This window comes from Aeribacillus sp. FSL M8-0254, assembly GCF_038008845.1.
GTDB lineage: Bacteria > Bacillota > Bacilli > Bacillales > Aeribacillaceae > Aeribacillus > Aeribacillus composti.
In genome coordinates, this window is record NZ_JBBOZY010000001.1 from 251,709 (window position 1) to 267,232 (window position 15,524).

The 15,524-nt window shown below is 38.0% G+C and carries 15 protein-coding genes; 8 read left to right on the forward strand and 7 right to left on the reverse strand.

What is annotated here, in order from left to right; translation table 11 throughout:
- Positions 1 to 395 precede the first annotated feature (395 nt).
- The 8 genes from NSQ44_RS01285 to NSQ44_RS01320 all read left to right on the forward strand — a co-directional run bounded on the left by NSQ44_RS01285 (position 396) and on the right by NSQ44_RS01320 (position 9,047).
- Positions 396 to 1,247: a sugar phosphate isomerase/epimerase family protein gene (locus NSQ44_RS01285; RefSeq protein WP_340854544.1), complete on the forward strand. Its 852-nt coding sequence runs from the start codon at positions 396 to 398 to the stop codon at positions 1,245 to 1,247.
- On the forward strand, positions 1,244 to 2,092 hold the full coding sequence (locus NSQ44_RS01290; RefSeq protein ID WP_340854545.1) for a sugar phosphate isomerase/epimerase family protein: 849 nt from the start codon (positions 1,244 to 1,246) through the stop codon (positions 2,090 to 2,092). The genes NSQ44_RS01285 and NSQ44_RS01290 overlap by 4 nt, the downstream gene beginning before the upstream one ends.
- The gene (locus NSQ44_RS01295; protein WP_327848267.1) at positions 2,089 to 3,579 is read left to right on the forward strand and encodes a sugar ABC transporter ATP-binding protein; all 1,491 of its coding nucleotides are present in this window, start codon (positions 2,089 to 2,091) and stop codon (positions 3,577 to 3,579) included. Before NSQ44_RS01290 ends, NSQ44_RS01295 begins: the two co-directional genes overlap by 4 nt.
- Complete coding sequence (locus NSQ44_RS01300) at positions 3,554 to 4,564, forward strand: ABC transporter permease (RefSeq protein WP_327848266.1); 1,011 nt, start codon at positions 3,554 to 3,556, stop codon at positions 4,562 to 4,564. The genes NSQ44_RS01295 and NSQ44_RS01300 overlap by 26 nt, the downstream gene beginning before the upstream one ends.
- Before the next feature lie 41 nt (positions 4,565 to 4,605).
- The gene (locus NSQ44_RS01305; RefSeq protein ID WP_327848265.1) at positions 4,606 to 5,634 is read left to right on the forward strand and encodes a sugar ABC transporter substrate-binding protein; all 1,029 of its coding nucleotides are present in this window, start codon (positions 4,606 to 4,608) and stop codon (positions 5,632 to 5,634) included.
- Between the two features lie 64 nt (positions 5,635 to 5,698).
- On the forward strand, positions 5,699 to 6,748 hold the full coding sequence (locus NSQ44_RS01310; RefSeq protein WP_327848264.1) for a Gfo/Idh/MocA family protein: 1,050 nt from the start codon (positions 5,699 to 5,701) through the stop codon (positions 6,746 to 6,748).
- Between the two features lie 164 nt (positions 6,749 to 6,912).
- Positions 6,913 to 8,079 (forward strand): Gfo/Idh/MocA family protein, encoded by a 1,167-nt coding sequence (locus tag NSQ44_RS01315; protein ID WP_340854548.1) that lies wholly within the window; start codon positions 6,913 to 6,915, stop codon positions 8,077 to 8,079.
- Positions 8,076 to 9,047 carry a sugar phosphate isomerase/epimerase family protein gene (locus NSQ44_RS01320; RefSeq protein ID WP_327848262.1) on the forward strand — a complete coding sequence of 324 codons (972 nt, stop codon included), beginning with the start codon at positions 8,076 to 8,078 and terminating at the stop codon, positions 9,045 to 9,047. Before NSQ44_RS01315 ends, NSQ44_RS01320 begins: the two co-directional genes overlap by 4 nt.
- 155 nt (positions 9,048 to 9,202) lie before the next feature.
- Here the strand turns inward: NSQ44_RS01320 and NSQ44_RS01325 are convergent, their stop codons facing one another.
- The 7 genes from NSQ44_RS01325 to skfA form a co-directional block, all read right to left on the reverse strand.
- On the reverse strand, positions 9,203 to 9,625 hold the full coding sequence (locus NSQ44_RS01325; protein ID WP_094244947.1) for a TlpA disulfide reductase family protein: 423 nt from the start codon (positions 9,623 to 9,625) through the stop codon (positions 9,203 to 9,205).
- Between the two features lie 13 nt (positions 9,626 to 9,638).
- Positions 9,639 to 10,145 (reverse strand): HEAT repeat domain-containing protein, encoded by a 507-nt coding sequence (locus tag NSQ44_RS01330; protein ID WP_063386519.1) that lies wholly within the window; start codon positions 10,143 to 10,145, stop codon positions 9,639 to 9,641.
- Between the two features lie 43 nt (positions 10,146 to 10,188).
- Positions 10,189 to 11,637, reverse strand: coding sequence for a sporulation killing factor system integral membrane protein (skfF, locus tag NSQ44_RS01335; protein WP_340854550.1), 1,449 nt, complete (start codon positions 11,635 to 11,637; stop codon positions 10,189 to 10,191).
- Positions 11,630 to 12,352, reverse strand: coding sequence for an ABC transporter ATP-binding protein (locus NSQ44_RS01340; RefSeq protein ID WP_144596901.1), 723 nt, complete (start codon positions 12,350 to 12,352; stop codon positions 11,630 to 11,632). Before NSQ44_RS01340 ends, skfF begins: the two co-directional genes overlap by 8 nt.
- A gap of 15 nt (positions 12,353 to 12,367) precedes the next feature.
- Positions 12,368 to 13,867: a CPBP family intramembrane glutamic endopeptidase gene (locus NSQ44_RS01345; protein ID WP_340854552.1), complete on the reverse strand. Its 1,500-nt coding sequence runs from the start codon at positions 13,865 to 13,867 to the stop codon at positions 12,368 to 12,370.
- Positions 13,864 to 15,099 carry a sporulation killing factor system radical SAM maturase gene (gene skfB, locus NSQ44_RS01350; RefSeq protein ID WP_117017014.1) on the reverse strand — a complete coding sequence of 412 codons (1,236 nt, stop codon included), beginning with the start codon at positions 15,097 to 15,099 and terminating at the stop codon, positions 13,864 to 13,866. The genes NSQ44_RS01345 and skfB overlap by 4 nt, the downstream gene beginning before the upstream one ends.
- Positions 15,100 to 15,166: 67 nt before the next feature.
- Positions 15,167 to 15,334 (reverse strand): sporulation killing factor, encoded by a 168-nt coding sequence (gene skfA, locus NSQ44_RS01355; protein ID WP_063386524.1) that lies wholly within the window; start codon positions 15,332 to 15,334, stop codon positions 15,167 to 15,169.
- Positions 15,335 to 15,524 lie beyond the last annotated feature (190 nt).

Consider the following 15,524-nt stretch of genomic DNA (forward strand, 5'->3'; position numbering starts at 1 on the left):
TAAGACAAACGTATCCTTGGAAAGTTTTCGAAATGAGCCTTTATTACTATTATTCGTCAATTTAATTGTATTTGGCAAATCGCAAACAATCGTTGATACAAGAGATTCGAAAAAGTTTTAGAAACATTTCCAATCATGAAAAATGACTTCTTGCGATAGGGTGTTTTTGCGATGGTGCATTTCTCTTCGAAAATAAACATTATTTGTATTCGGGATCAGCGCTTGCTTCCAAGTGGTCTATCAACAAATATGAGTTTAGAACCGCAAGATTTTGAATTTTTTTGCTCAATTTTGTTAATTGTTTAGTTCTTTTTCACCAAGTAACATTATCTACGAGATATCTTAATACTAGTTCATGAACTAGTCTTTAAATAAAAATGTTAAGGGGGATTTTCATGCTTAAGTACAGTTATGACTCGTTAGTTTATTATGGAGAGGATGTAGAAAAAAGCATTGAACGGTTGGCTAAATTTGGTTATGACGCAATTGAATTAGTTGGCGAACCTGACAATTACGATACGAAACAGGTGCGTAAATTGGTAAGCGATTACGGTATTTCAGTTTCTTCGATTTGTTCTATCTATAATGAGCAGCGCGATCTTGCCCATCCAGATCCGGCTAAACGCAGACAAGCCATTGATTATGTGAAAAGAGTGGCGGATATGTCTGCGGAAGTTGGCGCCCCAGTAATGATAGTTGCTCCAACCGCTTGTATGAAAACGTCTTCATTGGCCGATATTGAAGATGAAATAAAATGGGCAATAGAAGGCATTCGTGAAGGTGGAGAATATGCTGCCAAACTAAATGTCAAATTGTGTATAGAGGCATGGAATCGTTATGAAACTTATATGTTAAACAGATTGGATCAAGCGATTGATATGATGAAAAAAGTAAATCTTCCTAATGTTGGAATTATGGGAGATACATTCCATATGAATATAGAAGAAGCTGATATTGCAGAAGCTATTCGTAAAAGCGGTGATGCATTGATTCATATCCATTTTGCAGATAGCAACCGTGCTGCACCTGGAATGGGACACATTGATTTTGCTCCAATATTGAAAGCGTTAAAAGAAATAAATTATCAAGGGTATGTAACTTTTGAAATTCTGCCTGCTGCTGCTGATCCTTTTGGAGTGATGAGAAGAGGTGGAGGTCAGGAATTTTTTGATAATTATACAAAAAAATGCATTGACTATATTAAATCCATTGAAAAGGCTATTGCCAAAGGAGACGAAATACAATGAAATTTGGTGCAAGTACTTTTATATGGGTTTCTCCATTTTCCAATGATACTTTGGATCTTATCGATAAAGTCAAAAACATGGGTTTTGATTATATAGAGATTTGTATTGAAGATCCGCAAACAATAGATACTGCGTCAATCCGTAATCGGCTGAATCAAACAGGTGTTGAAGCGTTGGTGTGTGGGGCTTTTGGGGCTAACCGCGACATTAGTTCAGAAGATTCTGGAATTCGAGAAAAAGGAGTTGAATATATAAAAACTTGTATCGATATTGCAGCTGAACTTAATTCTCCTCTAGTTTCTGGACCGATGTACTCTGCAACGGGAAAGACGCGTTTGCTATCTCCTGCTGAAAAAAAGCAACAATGGGATTGGGCAGTAGAAAATATGAGAATAGTCGCTGATTATGCAGAAAGTAAAGGAATAAAATTAGCAGTTGAACCATTAAACCGTTTTGAAACCGATTTTATTAATACAGTTGAACAAGGATTGGATTTTCTTGAAAAAGTGGATCGTGATAATGTTGGTTTGCTTTTAGATACGTTTCATATGAATTTAGAAGAGAAAAATATCCCAGATACTATTAAACGAGCCGGCAGCAAACTATTTAATTTTCATTCATGTGAAAATGACAGAGGGACACCGGGTACTGGACACATTCCTTGGAACGATGTGTTCCAAGCGCTCAATGAAATATCTTATGATGGACCGGTTGTAATAGAATCGTTCACTACTGAAATAAAGGAAATTGCACGGGCTGTTTCGCAATGGAGGCCTTTGGCTCCTTCGCAAGATTCAATCGGTTCAGATGGATTACGATTTTTGAAAAGGGTTGTCTCATCATGATTAAAACATTGCAGCTTCGGAATATTAGTAAGGAGTTTCAAGGTGTTAAAGCACTAAGTAATGTCAGTTTAACCATTCATGGCGGGCAAATCCATTGTTTAGTCGGAGAAAACGGTGCAGGAAAATCCACAATGATAAAGATATTGGCGGGCTTTTATAAGCCCGATCAAGGAGAAATCTTAATAGATGGCAAAAAAGTTACTTTTTCAAGCCCGAAAGATTCAAAAGATCATGGAATTGCTGTTATCCATCAGGAATTGCTTCTTGTTCCGCATTTATCAGTTGCAGAAAATATCTCATTAGGGCATTGGCCAAAAAGCAGCCAGAAAATGATTGATTGGAAAGGCATGAATAAACGCGCTAACGATGCTTTAAATATGCTTGGAGCTAATATTAATCCTGAAGCAAAAGTTTCAAGCTTGTCCACAGGAGAACAACAATTAGTTGAAATAGCACGTTCGCTTTCAATGGAAACTAAAGTTTTGATTTTAGATGAGCCAACTGCCTCCCTTTCCGAATCGGAAGCACAGAGATTGATGCAAATTGTGAAAAATTTGAGAGACAAAGGTTTAGTGATACTATATGTATCTCATCGTTTAGAAGAAGTGTTTGAACTGGCAGACATGATAACAGTATTTAGAGACGGAAAATTAGTTTCTTCAGTAACAAAAGATGAAATTACACCAGATGAATTGGTGCGTTTAATGGTGGGAAGAAACGTTTCTTTAAAAAGAACAAGAAAAGCACAAATTGGAAAAAAAATACTGGAAGTGCGTAATTTAAAACGGATCGGCGCTGTAGAAAATGTGTCCTTTGATTTACATGAAGGTGAAATATTAGGTCTTGGAGGGCTTGTTGGTTCTGGAAGAACGGAAATTTTTAGATGTTTATTTGGCATAGACCGGATAGATGAAGGAGAAATTATGATCGACGGGAAACCCGTTAAAATAAAAAGTACTGTGGATGCAATCAAGCACGGAATTGCGTTGGTTCCGGAAGACAGGAAAACACAAGGATTAGTGTTGAGTGGGAGTGTTAAAGAAAATGTATCATTGTCTATTTTAAACAGAATTATGAAATATGGGTGGATCGATCAAAAACGTGAAAATGAAATTGTTCAAAGCTATAAAGAACAGTTTCGAATTAAGACTCCCAATCTAGAAACATCAGTCATTTCCTTGAGCGGTGGTAACCAGCAAAAGATTGTATTGTCCCGTTGGTTGGCAACCAATCCTAAAATACTACTTCTAGATGAACCTACACGTGGGGTTGATGTAGGTGCCAGATCAGAAATCCAGAATATTATCGAAAAACTAGTATCAGAAGGACTGGCTATTATTCTAATTTCTTCCGATATTATGGAACTCTTAGCGTTGAGTGATAGAGTTATAGTCATAAAAGAAGGAAGAAATGTTGCAGAACTTAAAGGTGATATGATTACGAAGGAAGAGGTGCTTAAATATGCAACCGGAGCAGACGCAGGTTAAGAAAAGTCTTGAACCCATTGAAACCAAAAATTTTTTCCGGAAACCGTTAAAACAATATATTGGTAGTCTTGGACTTTTGATAGTAATCATTTTATTTTCTATCGTACTAAGCATTTTGTCTCCAGTTTTTTTGACAAAAACCAATTTGATTAACTTGTTAATGCAATCAACCATTCTTTTAACATTAGCATTGGGTGTAACATTTGTTATTTTAACCGGAGGAATTGATCTATCAGTTGGGGCTGTGATGGCGGTATCATCTGTGATAGGTTTAGGTTTAATCGTTTATAACGGTTTTCCGGTAATTGTAGGCGTTCTCATAATGATTTTAATTGGTGCAGCTTTTGGTTTGATAAATGGTCTATTGATCACCAGATTATATTTATCGCCACTAATAGTTACATTAGCAACGATGGGAATTGCTAGAGGTATAGTTTTAATTTATACCAACAGTGCTAATATCAGTCCGGTTCCAGAAAGTTTTGTGGTGTTGGCAACAGGAAGCATATTTACGATTCCGTATATAATCATCGTGGTTGCAATATTGTCTTTGATTGCACATATCGTTTTAAAACACACAGTATTTGGAAGATCTGTTTATGCAAGTGGTGGAAATGAATTGGCAGCCAGACTTTCCGGAATCAAAACTAAAACAATTATTACTTTAACTTATGTCATTTCTGGAATAACTGCGGCAATCGGGGGTATTTTATTAACCGCTCGTCTGGAATCAGCGGGTCCTGCTGCGGGGACAGGAATAGAATTAACAGTTATCGCAGCAGTTGTTATCGGGGGTACAAGTTTATTTGGTGGACAAGGAAATATTCTTGGAACGATTTTGGGTGTTATTTTAATATCACTCGTTTCAAACGCAATCAATTTGTTGGGAGTTCCTCCAGCATGGGATTCACTCATAACAGGGTGTGTTATTTTAGTAGCAGCATTGCTGGATGTGTATCGTCGTAAGTTTTTATTAAGTTCTTAATAATTTGTTAAATATATATTATGGAAAAGGAGTGAAACCGAGTGAAATTAATTAGAAGCTTGTTGCTTTTTATCCTGGTTTTTACTTTACTCGTAGGTTGTGGTTCAAATAATCAATCCTCTTCTGGCAGTGATTCAAATACTAATAATATTAATGCCAGTGAAGAGAAAAAAGATGATAAAAAAGGAGATAAAAAGAAAATTGCCGTTTTATTGTGGAGCCGTGGTTTTGAATTTATGGTTGCGTTAGATCAAGCGATTCGAGAAGAAGCAGAAAAATTAGGTGTTGACGTAACTGTTCTTGATGGTCAGGCTGATAGTCAAATGCAGTTGAGACAAATTGAAGACAATATCGCTAAAGGTGTAGACTTAATTATTTTAGCGCCAGCCAACTCAGACGAATTAGTACCAGGTGTGAAAAAGGCAAATGAAGCTGGAATTCCAGTAATAACTGTGGACGGCGTAGTATCAAAAGGAGCTGATATTGTAAGCGCTATTGCTTTTGATAATAAAAAAGCAGGGAATTTAGCAGCTGAACACATTATTAAAACTTTGGGTAAAGGATCCGTATTAGAATTAACTGGTGCGCCAGGAACTTATCATGCAGTATTACGGGGAAGAGGCTTTAATGAAGGCATGGAAAAGTCTCTAGACTTCAAAGTTCACTCTAAAAATGCTTCGTGGTCTGCAGAAAAAGCTCAAAGTATCACTGCTGATTCTGTCACAGCTAATTCAAATATTAACGCAATCTTTACTCATAATGATGACATGCAGCGAGGAGTATTGAGTGGTCTTAGACAAGTTGGCATGTTTAAAAAGGTTGGAGAAAAAGGACATATAATGCTTGTCGGTGTGGACGGCACCCCTCAAGCTTTACAACGAATCAGAAATGGAGAACAGGATGCAACAATTAACCAAGACCCATTCGAAATGGGGGCATTAGCTGTTAAGACTGCTGTAGATCACCTAAACGGCAAAGAAGTTCCTAAACTGCAGTTTACTCCACCGACCCTAATTACAAAAGAAAATGTGGACGATCCAAATCTTTGGGGTAATAAATTTAAAAAGTAAATAATCTTGCCAAGGGTGATTTTATATCACCCTTGTTCATTCAAAAAAATTTAGGAGGTAAATTATGTCAAAAGAACAGTTGCGCATTATTCAAGTTGGTCTAGGTGGATGGGGTTGGAGCTGGACACAGGTTGTGCTAGATTCACCTCATTGGGATTTAGCAGCAATTGTCGATCTAAATCAAAGTTTATTAGATAAAGCATGTGATTATTATAGATTAAACCCCAATATAGCTTTTAAAAGTTTAACAGATGCTATTCAGAATGTTCAAGCGGATGCAGCACTTATTGTGGTACCTCCGGACTATCATGCTGAAGTAGCTATAGAAGCACTGGAAAACAAACTCCATTGTATAGTAGAAAAACCTTTGGCAGGAACAATTTCGGATAGTTTAAAAATTGTCGAAGCTGCTGAACGTAATGGTCGTAAACTTATGGTAAGTCAAAATTATCGTTTTAAACGTGCACCTCAAACGGTAAAGAAAGTCATTCAGCAAAATGTTATTGGTGAACTGGGAAGCGTATATATTAACTTTCAAAAGTCTCCGCGTTTTACAGGGTTCCGTACGGAAATGGATGAGCCATTAATTACTGATATGGCGATTCATCACTTTGATCAAATTAGGGGCATTCTTGGACTTGAGCCGGTTTCAATCAAAGCTTATTCTTGGAATCCAAAATGGAGTTGGTTTAAAGGGAATGCAGTTGCTTCCGTATTATTTGAAATGTCAAATGGAGCAGTTGTTTCTTACACTGGAAGTTGGGTATCAAGAGGTTGGGAAACAACTTGGGATGGTGATTGGCGCATCCAAGGAGAAGAAGGGGAAATTTATTGGGCCAATAATCAGGTTATTGTAAAGCCGCATGATATTTTTAAATCAGTGTTTATGGAAGGCGCAATCGAATCAAATGGTGTTTTGATAGTTGATTTAGTTAAATTAGAAGCTGAAGAGAGATGGGCAAGTTTGAAAGAATTTGCAGATTCGATCCGTGAAAACAGGGAACCAGAATCATCTGGGAAAGACAATTTAAAAAGTTTGGCAATGGTTTTGGGCGCAATAGAATCTGTAAAAACCGACAAAACCGTACTTATTCAAGATATTCTCAAAGTCTAAAAAGATGTTCTTGGGTGCAAATACTGAAAAAAGTCTTAATGCAGCAAGATTTGTAATATAATTCGTTATTTAAAGTTAGAAAGAAAGTAATAAGGCTTAAGAATTATCATTCTCAGCTGTTTCTTTGAAAATATTAAAAAATAACAAAGTAAGGGGTTTGTTGCATGTCAGTAATCAAAGTTGGAATTATTGGAACGGGTTTTTCTGCTAAATCCCATATAGAAGCTTTAAGACGATTGAATGGCATTGAAGTGACAGCTATTTGTGCCAGTACTCTAGAGAAGGCCAAAAAAACGGCAGAGCAGTTTGCGATTCCAAAATTTTATGGGAGTGTAGATGAACTAATTAGTGATCCGGAGATTAATGCCATTCACAATTGCACACCGAACTATCTTCACTATAGCATCAATAAAAAAGTTTTAGAGTCTGATAAGCATTTACTATCAGAAAAGCCGTTAGCAATGACAAGTGAGGAATCGCGTGAGTTAGTGGAGTTGGCTAAATCAAGAAATGTAGTGGCTGGAGTATGCTTTAACTATCGGCATTATCCGTTAGTTGCTCAAGCAAGGGAGTTTATTCAAAAAGGCGAATATGGATCAGTCCATTTTGTACATGGATCTTACCTTCAGGATTGGCTTTTGTACGATACAGATTACAATTGGCGCTTAGATACGAAAAGAAATGGGAAATCCCGTGCAATAGCTGATATTGGATCCCATTGGTGTGATACCGTCCAATATGTTCTTAATAAAAAAATTGTAGAAGTGTTTGCAGATTTAAAAACTGTCCATCCTGTACGTAAAAGACCAGTTGGAGAAGTCGAAACGTTTCAAAGTAAAGGACAGGATGCGTTTGAAGAAATACAAGTGGATAGTGAAGATTGCGGCAGTGTAATGGTCCATTTTGAAGATGGCACTCATGGTGTTTTTGTCGTATCACAGGTCAATGCCGGCAGGAAAAATTGTCTGACATTTGAAATCGCTGCAAAATCAGGAACTCTTTATTGGAATCAAGAGGATCCAAATAAATTGTGGATTGGCAGTCGTGATGATGCAAATAAGGAGCTTGTACGAGATCCTTCTTTATTATCATCTTTCCCTGCATCGATTACACACTATCCTGGCGGACATCAAGAAGGTTGGCCGGACGGTTTGAAAAATTTATTTATCGATTTTTACGAAGCAGTCAAAATGTATCCGAACTCCTCCTCAACGTCTTTTGCCACTATAGAAGATGGGCACCGCATTATGCTGTTAATTGAAGCAATTTTAAAAAGCAATGAGGAGAAGAGATGGGTGAAAATACAGACAGGGCAGGAGGTAATTAAATGAAATTAGGTGTTTTTACAGTACTGTATCAAAATTTATCTTTCGAAGAGATGCTTGATAAAATATGTGAAATGGGTATAGAAGCCATTGAATTAGGCACTGGCAATTATCCAGGGAACAGCCATTGTAACCCGGATGAACTACTTGAAAATGAGGGGAAAATAAAAGAGTTTCGACGTGCGATAGAAAGTAGAGGATTAACAATTAGTGCGTTAAGTTGTCATGGGAACCCGCTTCATCCTAACAAAAAGTTTGCAGAAGAATCTCATGAAGTATGGAGAAAAACGGTGTTGTTGGCTGAACGTTTAGAAGTACCTGTAATTAACGGCTTTTCTGGGTGCCCCGGTGATCACCCGAACGCGAAGTATCCGAATTGGGTGACATGTTCTTGGCCTCCGGAATATTTAGAAGTATTAGATTGGCAATGGAATGAAGTCGTGATACCTTATTGGAAAGAAGAGGCAAAATTTGCAGAATCACACGGAGTAAATCAAATTGCATTTGAGATGCATCCCGGGTTTGTCGTGTATAATCCGGAGACTTTATTAAAGCTAAGAGAGCATGTGGGACCTAGCATTGGTGCTAACTTCGACCCAAGTCATCTAGTATGGCAAGGCATTGATCCGGTGGAAGCTATTAAAAAGCTGGGGCGTGAAAATGCCATCTTTCATTTCCATGCAAAAGACACATATTTAGATAGAGCGAATATTCGCGTGAACGGTGTATTGGATACAAAGCATTACAGTAAAATTTTAGATCGGTCATGGACGTTCAGATCAGTCGGTTATGGCCATAGTGAAAAGGTTTGGAAGGATATTGTCAGTGCCTTGCGTGCAGTAGGATATGATTATGTCATGTCAATTGAACATGAAGATATGCTTGCATCCATAGATGAGGGGTTAAGTAAATCAGTGGGCTTATTAAAAGAAATTCTATTTAAAGAAGAAGTTAGCGAGATGTGGTGGGCTTAAATATTTTATAGGACTATCTTGAAAATATTCATTTGCTATCAAAAGGCTATCTCAAAAGGAAAAAAATGTCCTTTTCGAGAAAGCCTTTTGATTTTTACTACAGTATGAAAGAGCAGACGTCGATTCTGTCTTTAAATGAAAAAAGCGGTAAGACTTTACTTTAGCTGTTTAATTTTTTTCATCATTTTGTGAAAACCTTCCTCTCCCATTGTTAATAATTCTTTCTTCATTTGTTGATTGACTAGGCAAAAAGCAGGGATTCCTTGAATACCAAAAGATTGTGCGATTGCATAGTTTTGATCTAAAACTACAGGAATTGTAATCTTTTTTTCCTCTACTCGTGTTTTCACAAGCTCCAACGCTTTCTCTTCAGCTGTATAAGGTACATGAACGGCAATGACATGAAAGGTTTCAAGATTAACTGTTTCTTCTAATAACTGATCCGTTAATTCACTGCAATACGGGCAGCTAATTGACCAAAAATAAAACAAAAGCCGATTGGATGATGGGAAATCATGTCCGTTTTTTGGAACGTTCAGCCACGGCAAGTCTTTTGTCATTGTTTGTATTAAATCCATGTGCTGTTCCTCCTCATTGATCCTTTAGTTGCATAGCGATAATTTTTCCAATTGCTTCCTCCGCGGCAAAAGGACTGACCATTCCGGACGGCTTATCCAGTTCTTCTTTTAGACACTTCAACATAAGAGGTTCAATTTTAGACGGATCGATCAAGGAGATTGCCCATGATGCCCAAAAACGCGGTTTTCCTTCTGTATTTCGTGCAACTTCAACGAGGGCGTTCAGACTGTGATGTCCGATTCTCATTAAGGATAAAGCAGCTGACATTCTTATATCTTCGTCGTCATCTTTTAAAAGCGAAGCGAGTTCGGGAACTGCTTCCTTTGCATCTGCACCAAATTCCCCCAGCACAACGGATGAAATCATTCGGAGGGATTTCTCATCTTTTAAAGCTTTTATGAGTATTGGGACAGCGGCTTTTCCAGTTTTTTTTAGTTCTTTCACTCCTTGAAATACCGTTGCTTCATCGCTGCTTTTTAGTTTCGTCAAGGCTTGAGAGATTATTTCATTTGAACTCATGAAAATTCATCTCCTTAAGAAAAAGTATTAAATCCCTTCTGATTCAACGTTCATATTGATAGAAAGATAAGAATAAAATCGTGCTTAACACGATCATGAAAAGCGGCAGCCAATAGAAAAGAAGGTTTTTGAAAAGAAAAAACAAAAGGATGTAACAAAGGGTGCTCCCCATACAAATGAAAGCAAAATTTTTATAGTATGAAATCAGGCTGAGAGAGGGGTCTTTTTTATATGTTCTAACAAATGCCGCCCAGCGGATGGAAAGCATGAGCATGTATCCTCCAAGCCCGTACAAACTAAATGAAAGGAAATCTGTAAAAGCAGTGTTGAAATGGAAATGCCACATACCCACGCAATAAAGATAAAATAGAAAGATCCAAGCGGTATTCGAGCCTTCCAGCAGCAATGCTTTTTTCCATAGTTTTCCCGGCAGCAAAAAAAGATCTCCAGACTTTGCATGTCTAATTAATCCTGAATAGTAGGAACTGCTGAAAAAAGCTCCGATTGTTAAAACGACCAAAATATAAAACCAATAAATGTTTTTTGCAATGAAAACGGGAACTAAGATGAGAAGAACAAACAAATGAGTAGCATGAAAAAAAATGTATTTCTTGGCAAGCAATATTTCGAGCCAAAGGAAAGAAAAAATACCGTTTAATCCTTTCAGCCCCCACCATGTGTGCATCTCTTTCAGGCTGTTTTTAAAAAAATCGGTTTGATGATCTTGAAACTCCGCCCAAAAATCAGCTTCTTTTACCAATTTTTCTTTGCATTCCGATTTTTTCGTTGTTATTCGAATAATCATGAACGAAAGGGCGATCATGATTAGAAAGGCAAGAAACCCTTGCAGCAAAAAGCTGTTTGTAAATAAATAGCCGATAAAGCCGATATGGTAGCTAATATACTTCTGCCAAATCAATTCATTGGCTTGAAAAAAAGAACCATAGAGAGCAATACCATATATAACGGTGAGAATGAAGGCAACAAAGGAGAAAGCAATTTTTGTTCCTTTTACAGTTCTGGCACAGGACATAGCCATTATCCATGATTCTAATAAAACAATGAGACAAAGTAATCGGATTGATTGTGCTGTTAACCGGCCAAAAGGATTTCCTGCCAAAAAATAAACGGCATCAGCTGTGATTCCTGAGAGAAGACAGAGCAACCCTTTCCAAGACAATCGCCATAATAATATGGAATAAACGATTTTAGTGAAAGAATAAGGGGCGGTATAAAGCCATATGACGTCTTGCATGAGCCCAGGTATGCGGTTGGAAAGCAGCCCAAAAATGGTCATGACAATAAAAATTCCTGAGCAAATCCATCCTGTATAGGCAATGTCCCAACTTCTGGAATTAGCCCCCCATTCAAGTTGAAATAGAAAAAACCATATAAATAAAACAAAAATGAACAGAAAGAATTTTATCCCGTGTTTTTGGCTATCGATTTCTCTTTTCGCTTGAAGGAACAAAAATGACCAAATATTAATCATTTGACCAATCCCCTAAACTGCGTATGACTTCTTGCTTCCAGGCTGGATATTCTTCGTTGTTTTTTGGTACGGCCATTTCTTTTACAATACGGCCTTCTCGAATTAATAACACTCTATTAGCCGTTTCCAATACAAATTCGAGGCTGTGGGTGGATATGAGAATGGCGCAATGATGTTTTGATTTACGGACAAGCCAGTTGGCAAGCCATTGTTTGGAAGAAATATCCAAACCGATTGTTGGTTCATCCAATATATATATAGAAGCGTTTTGTATAATGGCGCCAGCCAAAATAACCCTTTGCTTTTGTCCCCTTGACAATTGCCCGCTTAATCGATCCGCCAACGATTCAATATTTACCGCTTTTAAAGCTTCATAAACTTTTTTTTGAAGGTCTTTTTTTTCAACTTTGAAGGCTCTGGCGCGAAATTGCAAATGTTCCGCTACGGTTAAGGTAGGGTACAAATATGGGTGATCCGGAATTAGCGAAGCGGATTGCTGCGCTTCAACCGTACCAGGGGAATGCCCCGCAATTTTGATCGTCCCATCATCAGGGGTGTATAATCCAGCGAGACACCTAATGGTTGTTGTTTTACCTGCTCCGTTTGGCCCTAATAAGGCTACGATTTCTCCTGAATGAACGGAAAAAGTTATATCTTCTACACCATCACCGTTACGATATTTTTTCTTCAAATTGGTTACTTGGATGATCTTCATGCCTCTCCTCCATTGTTATACTGAGGGTTGTTTGAAGGTTTCACTGGCCTTCAATTTTTTCTGGAAAGTGTAATCCCAAAGCGGCTTCATGACAAGAATAAAATTATAAATAAAATGAATGGTTAAGGAGGACAGAAAACCGAACTGGATGAAAAAGAATCCCAGTATAATGCCAAAGATCACTAATTGGATCCATCTGATCCATCTGGGATGAAATCCTGTTCCTTGGTGCATAATGGCCCATAGAATGGAGGAAATGATGATCGCCAAAGCCCAATTGCCGCTCAACCACCATATCGTCGGAATGATCAACAAACGGTAGACTGTTTCCTCTGCAATGGAGCTTTGCAGGCCGATGCTTAATCCTTGTTTAAATGTAAAGCCTGACAAGTAAATGGTACGATTGGACAACTCGGGAGAAATTCGCAGCCAATTTTTCTCTTCCAGCCATGAAAAAATTGCTGAAAAAAAACCTAAGCAGCCGATGCCGACACTTAAGCCGACGAAAAACTGCCATACAGCATTATCAAAAAAAGCTATTTGGAGAACATTACTCAAAGAGTGCCCTGCCAATGAACATATATATACGACGAAACCTGTGGCCAATCCTGCTAAAATTGCCGATAAGATTCCAAGAGCATAAACCGTTTTTATGCTGAGGCGGGAATCATAAGTATTGACGATGCTCAGTTGAATGTCTTCTTTTATTGTTATGATGTTACAAAAGAATAGAACCGCCCCCAGCAAGATGCTTGCAGTGATGCCGGCATTTTGGCGAAGGTTGATAAGGATGATGATCGCTGCAATAACGGCCAGGCATGACGCTAATACTCCCGTCATATTTAAGGTAGATTCCATTTGCTCTTTCTTAACCGCTGTTTCGATGTCTTCTGTCAATATCTCTTGTTCTGAACCGATATAGAATATTTGCCCGTTATGGATTTCAACCGTTATTTTCATTCTTACTGGTTGAGATTCGGCAATATACCAGTACGTTTCAATATTTTCCAAGTCTTCTTCTTTTCTGCCTGCACCTGTGAATTGAGATGCAGCCCATAATCCATTATCTGAGACGGCAAGCTCTTTTTTTAATTGTTCCGGAGAGGAAAAAGCGCCTTTATGTTTCGCCATTTCTTTCTTTGACAGGTTCGCGGTGTAAAACGTAATTTCTCCATTTGAATTGATGCCAATGATGATTGATCGGTTTTCTCGAACGAATCTAATTCTCCATGATTCGACTAAACCCCAATGATATAAAATATGGCGAACTTTGTTTAACAATCCTAGGTGATGCAGCATATTGACGGTATTTCGGTCGTACCAATACATCGCGTAAAAATCCCAATCTGATACATCAATGCCGGAATACCGTTTAATGAATTGCACTGCCAATTCCCGAGCTTCTTTTTTATGTAATAATAGCGATTCGTACGTTTTTGGTTTGAATTTGTAAAACAGAAAGGTTCCTGCAATAGGAAGGATGATCCATAATAAATGGATGATGGTCGTCATCATGGTTTAACCTCAGCTTCTTTTTGAATGGTAAAAGGCAAATCGGCTTCAGGTAATTCTATCTTTCCTATACATCTACATTGTTTAGCAAGTCGCTTCGCTTGCATTAGCCTTTCCGGTGAACCGATCTCCTGCATGCTGTTTTTTAAGACGTTTCCAAGGGATGTATCTTCAATTTGACAAGGTGTAACTTGTCCATCCGCACGAATATACCATGACAAAAATCCCGGCGTGCAGAAATCTGTAAGACTATCATTTTGATGGTGGTCTTCCCAATCCATAATAATGATTTGATCACTCCATCTTTTTTTGGCGTCTGCCAACTGCTGCTTTACTTTCTCCTTCATTTCGCTTGTCATGTCTTGATATTCAGATGCTCTGCCTACGGGAATAGTTTGACCCGCACGAAATACAACTGCGCCAACTTCCACCGATTTTTCGATTACTTCATAAACTTCTTTGTAGTTGAGTTGGTTAACAGTCATAGCAATGAGGACGGGAACCGATGATTGAGCAAAACGTTCGGCATTTTTCAAGCTTTCGGAAAATCCTCCTTCTCTCCCTCTTAACTTGTCATGGGTGCTGCTGTTTCCATCTATACTTATTTGGACACTGACATTTCCCAAGTGGCTGATCAGTTCAATCTCATCGTCGCGCCAATTTAGGCCATTGCTAAAAAGGTTGACGTTCGTAAATAAAGAACTGGCTGTGGCAATGATTTTCAAGAAATTTTTTGTTAGCTTTGCTTCTCCGCCTGTAATGGTGATGTCAGCTACACCGTGAGATGCGAGTTTTTGCAACACTTTTATCCATTGGGAAGATGATAGTTCATCTGGATACGGTTTTCCTGAGCTTGCATAACAGAAAGGACACTTCAAATTGCACATATTTGTTAATTGAAGGGTGCAGCTGATTGGCAAATAGTACTCTGTAGATCCGGTGATCATCAAAGGGTGATTTAGCAGGCCTTTTTTCCACGCTGATGTAAATGGATGTGAATCTAGCTCGTTATTTAATTCTTCCTCACTTACCTTTTCTTTTGAAAGAATCTCCCAAATTCTTGCCGTTTTTTGAACACTGTTATTTTTGGCAAGCATTAAAGCTAATTCTGTTCCCCTGCCGCTAAGTCTAAAATAGAACATGCTTTTTCTGTCAAGCAAAATGGCCCCATGAGGTTGGAAGTGGATCGCAAATTCTGGTGAAGTGTTAGTTGCCGTTTCTAACAGTTTTGACATAAAATCCTCCTTTACTTTAGGGAGCAGTTAAAAAACTGCTCCATTGCAATCCTTTTGAATATAATGGTTATAGCAGGCGCATTGCCGGATGTGGGAGCCAGCAGACTCTAGTCATCGAGATACTTTTTGAGGCCCAGCAGCTCATACATCCAGCCGCTTTCACAATCGAGGTGCCTGCTGGCTTTTTCAGTTCCTTGATAGCTGTCGGCTCCCACTGTTTTTTTTGCTTCTCCATAATCCCATCTCCTTCCATTTAAAAATGGTCATTATTGGAATAAAATATAACTGTTTAAAATTTAGCATAGCGATAATGTCGAAGTAAGAAATAAATTGTCATTTTGTTATAATTTTTTGAAAATTTAATATAAAGATTTCATAACAGCTTGTATTGGTGCAAGAGCTGTTTATTATTGATACAAGTTTCA

Excerpts from the sequence above, each read along its gene's own strand:
- NSQ44_RS01330 (WP_063386519.1), bottom strand. The coding sequence starts at position 10,145 with ATGAGTTCAAATGAAATAATCTCTCAAGCCTTGACGAAACTAAAAAGC.
- NSQ44_RS01285 (WP_340854544.1), top strand. The coding sequence starts at position 396 with ATGCTTAAGTACAGTTATGACTCGTTAGTTTATTATGGAGAGGATGTA.
- skfF (WP_340854550.1), bottom strand. The coding sequence starts at position 11,637 with ATGATTAATATTTGGTCATTTTTGTTCCTTCAAGCGAAAAGAGAAATC.
- NSQ44_RS01295 (WP_327848267.1), top strand. The coding sequence starts at position 2,089 with ATGATTAAAACATTGCAGCTTCGGAATATTAGTAAGGAGTTTCAAGGT.
- skfB (WP_117017014.1), bottom strand. The coding sequence starts at position 15,099 with ATGTCAAAACTGTTAGAAACGGCAACTAACACTTCACCAGAATTTGCG.
- NSQ44_RS01325 (WP_094244947.1), bottom strand. The coding sequence starts at position 9,625 with ATGGATTTAATACAAACAATGACAAAAGACTTGCCGTGGCTGAACGTT.
- NSQ44_RS01300 (WP_327848266.1), top strand. The coding sequence starts at position 3,554 with ATGCAACCGGAGCAGACGCAGGTTAAGAAAAGTCTTGAACCCATTGAA.
- NSQ44_RS01340 (WP_144596901.1), bottom strand. The coding sequence starts at position 12,352 with ATGAAGATCATCCAAGTAACCAATTTGAAGAAAAAATATCGTAACGGT.
- skfA (WP_063386524.1), bottom strand. The coding sequence starts at position 15,334 with ATGGAGAAGCAAAAAAAACAGTGGGAGCCGACAGCTATCAAGGAACTG.
- NSQ44_RS01310 (WP_327848264.1), top strand. The coding sequence starts at position 5,699 with ATGTCAAAAGAACAGTTGCGCATTATTCAAGTTGGTCTAGGTGGATGG.
- NSQ44_RS01320 (WP_327848262.1), top strand. The coding sequence starts at position 8,076 with ATGAAATTAGGTGTTTTTACAGTACTGTATCAAAATTTATCTTTCGAA.
- NSQ44_RS01290 (WP_340854545.1), top strand. The coding sequence starts at position 1,244 with ATGAAATTTGGTGCAAGTACTTTTATATGGGTTTCTCCATTTTCCAAT.
- NSQ44_RS01345 (WP_340854552.1), bottom strand. The coding sequence starts at position 13,867 with ATGATGACGACCATCATCCATTTATTATGGATCATCCTTCCTATTGCA.
- NSQ44_RS01315 (WP_340854548.1), top strand. The coding sequence starts at position 6,913 with ATGTCAGTAATCAAAGTTGGAATTATTGGAACGGGTTTTTCTGCTAAA.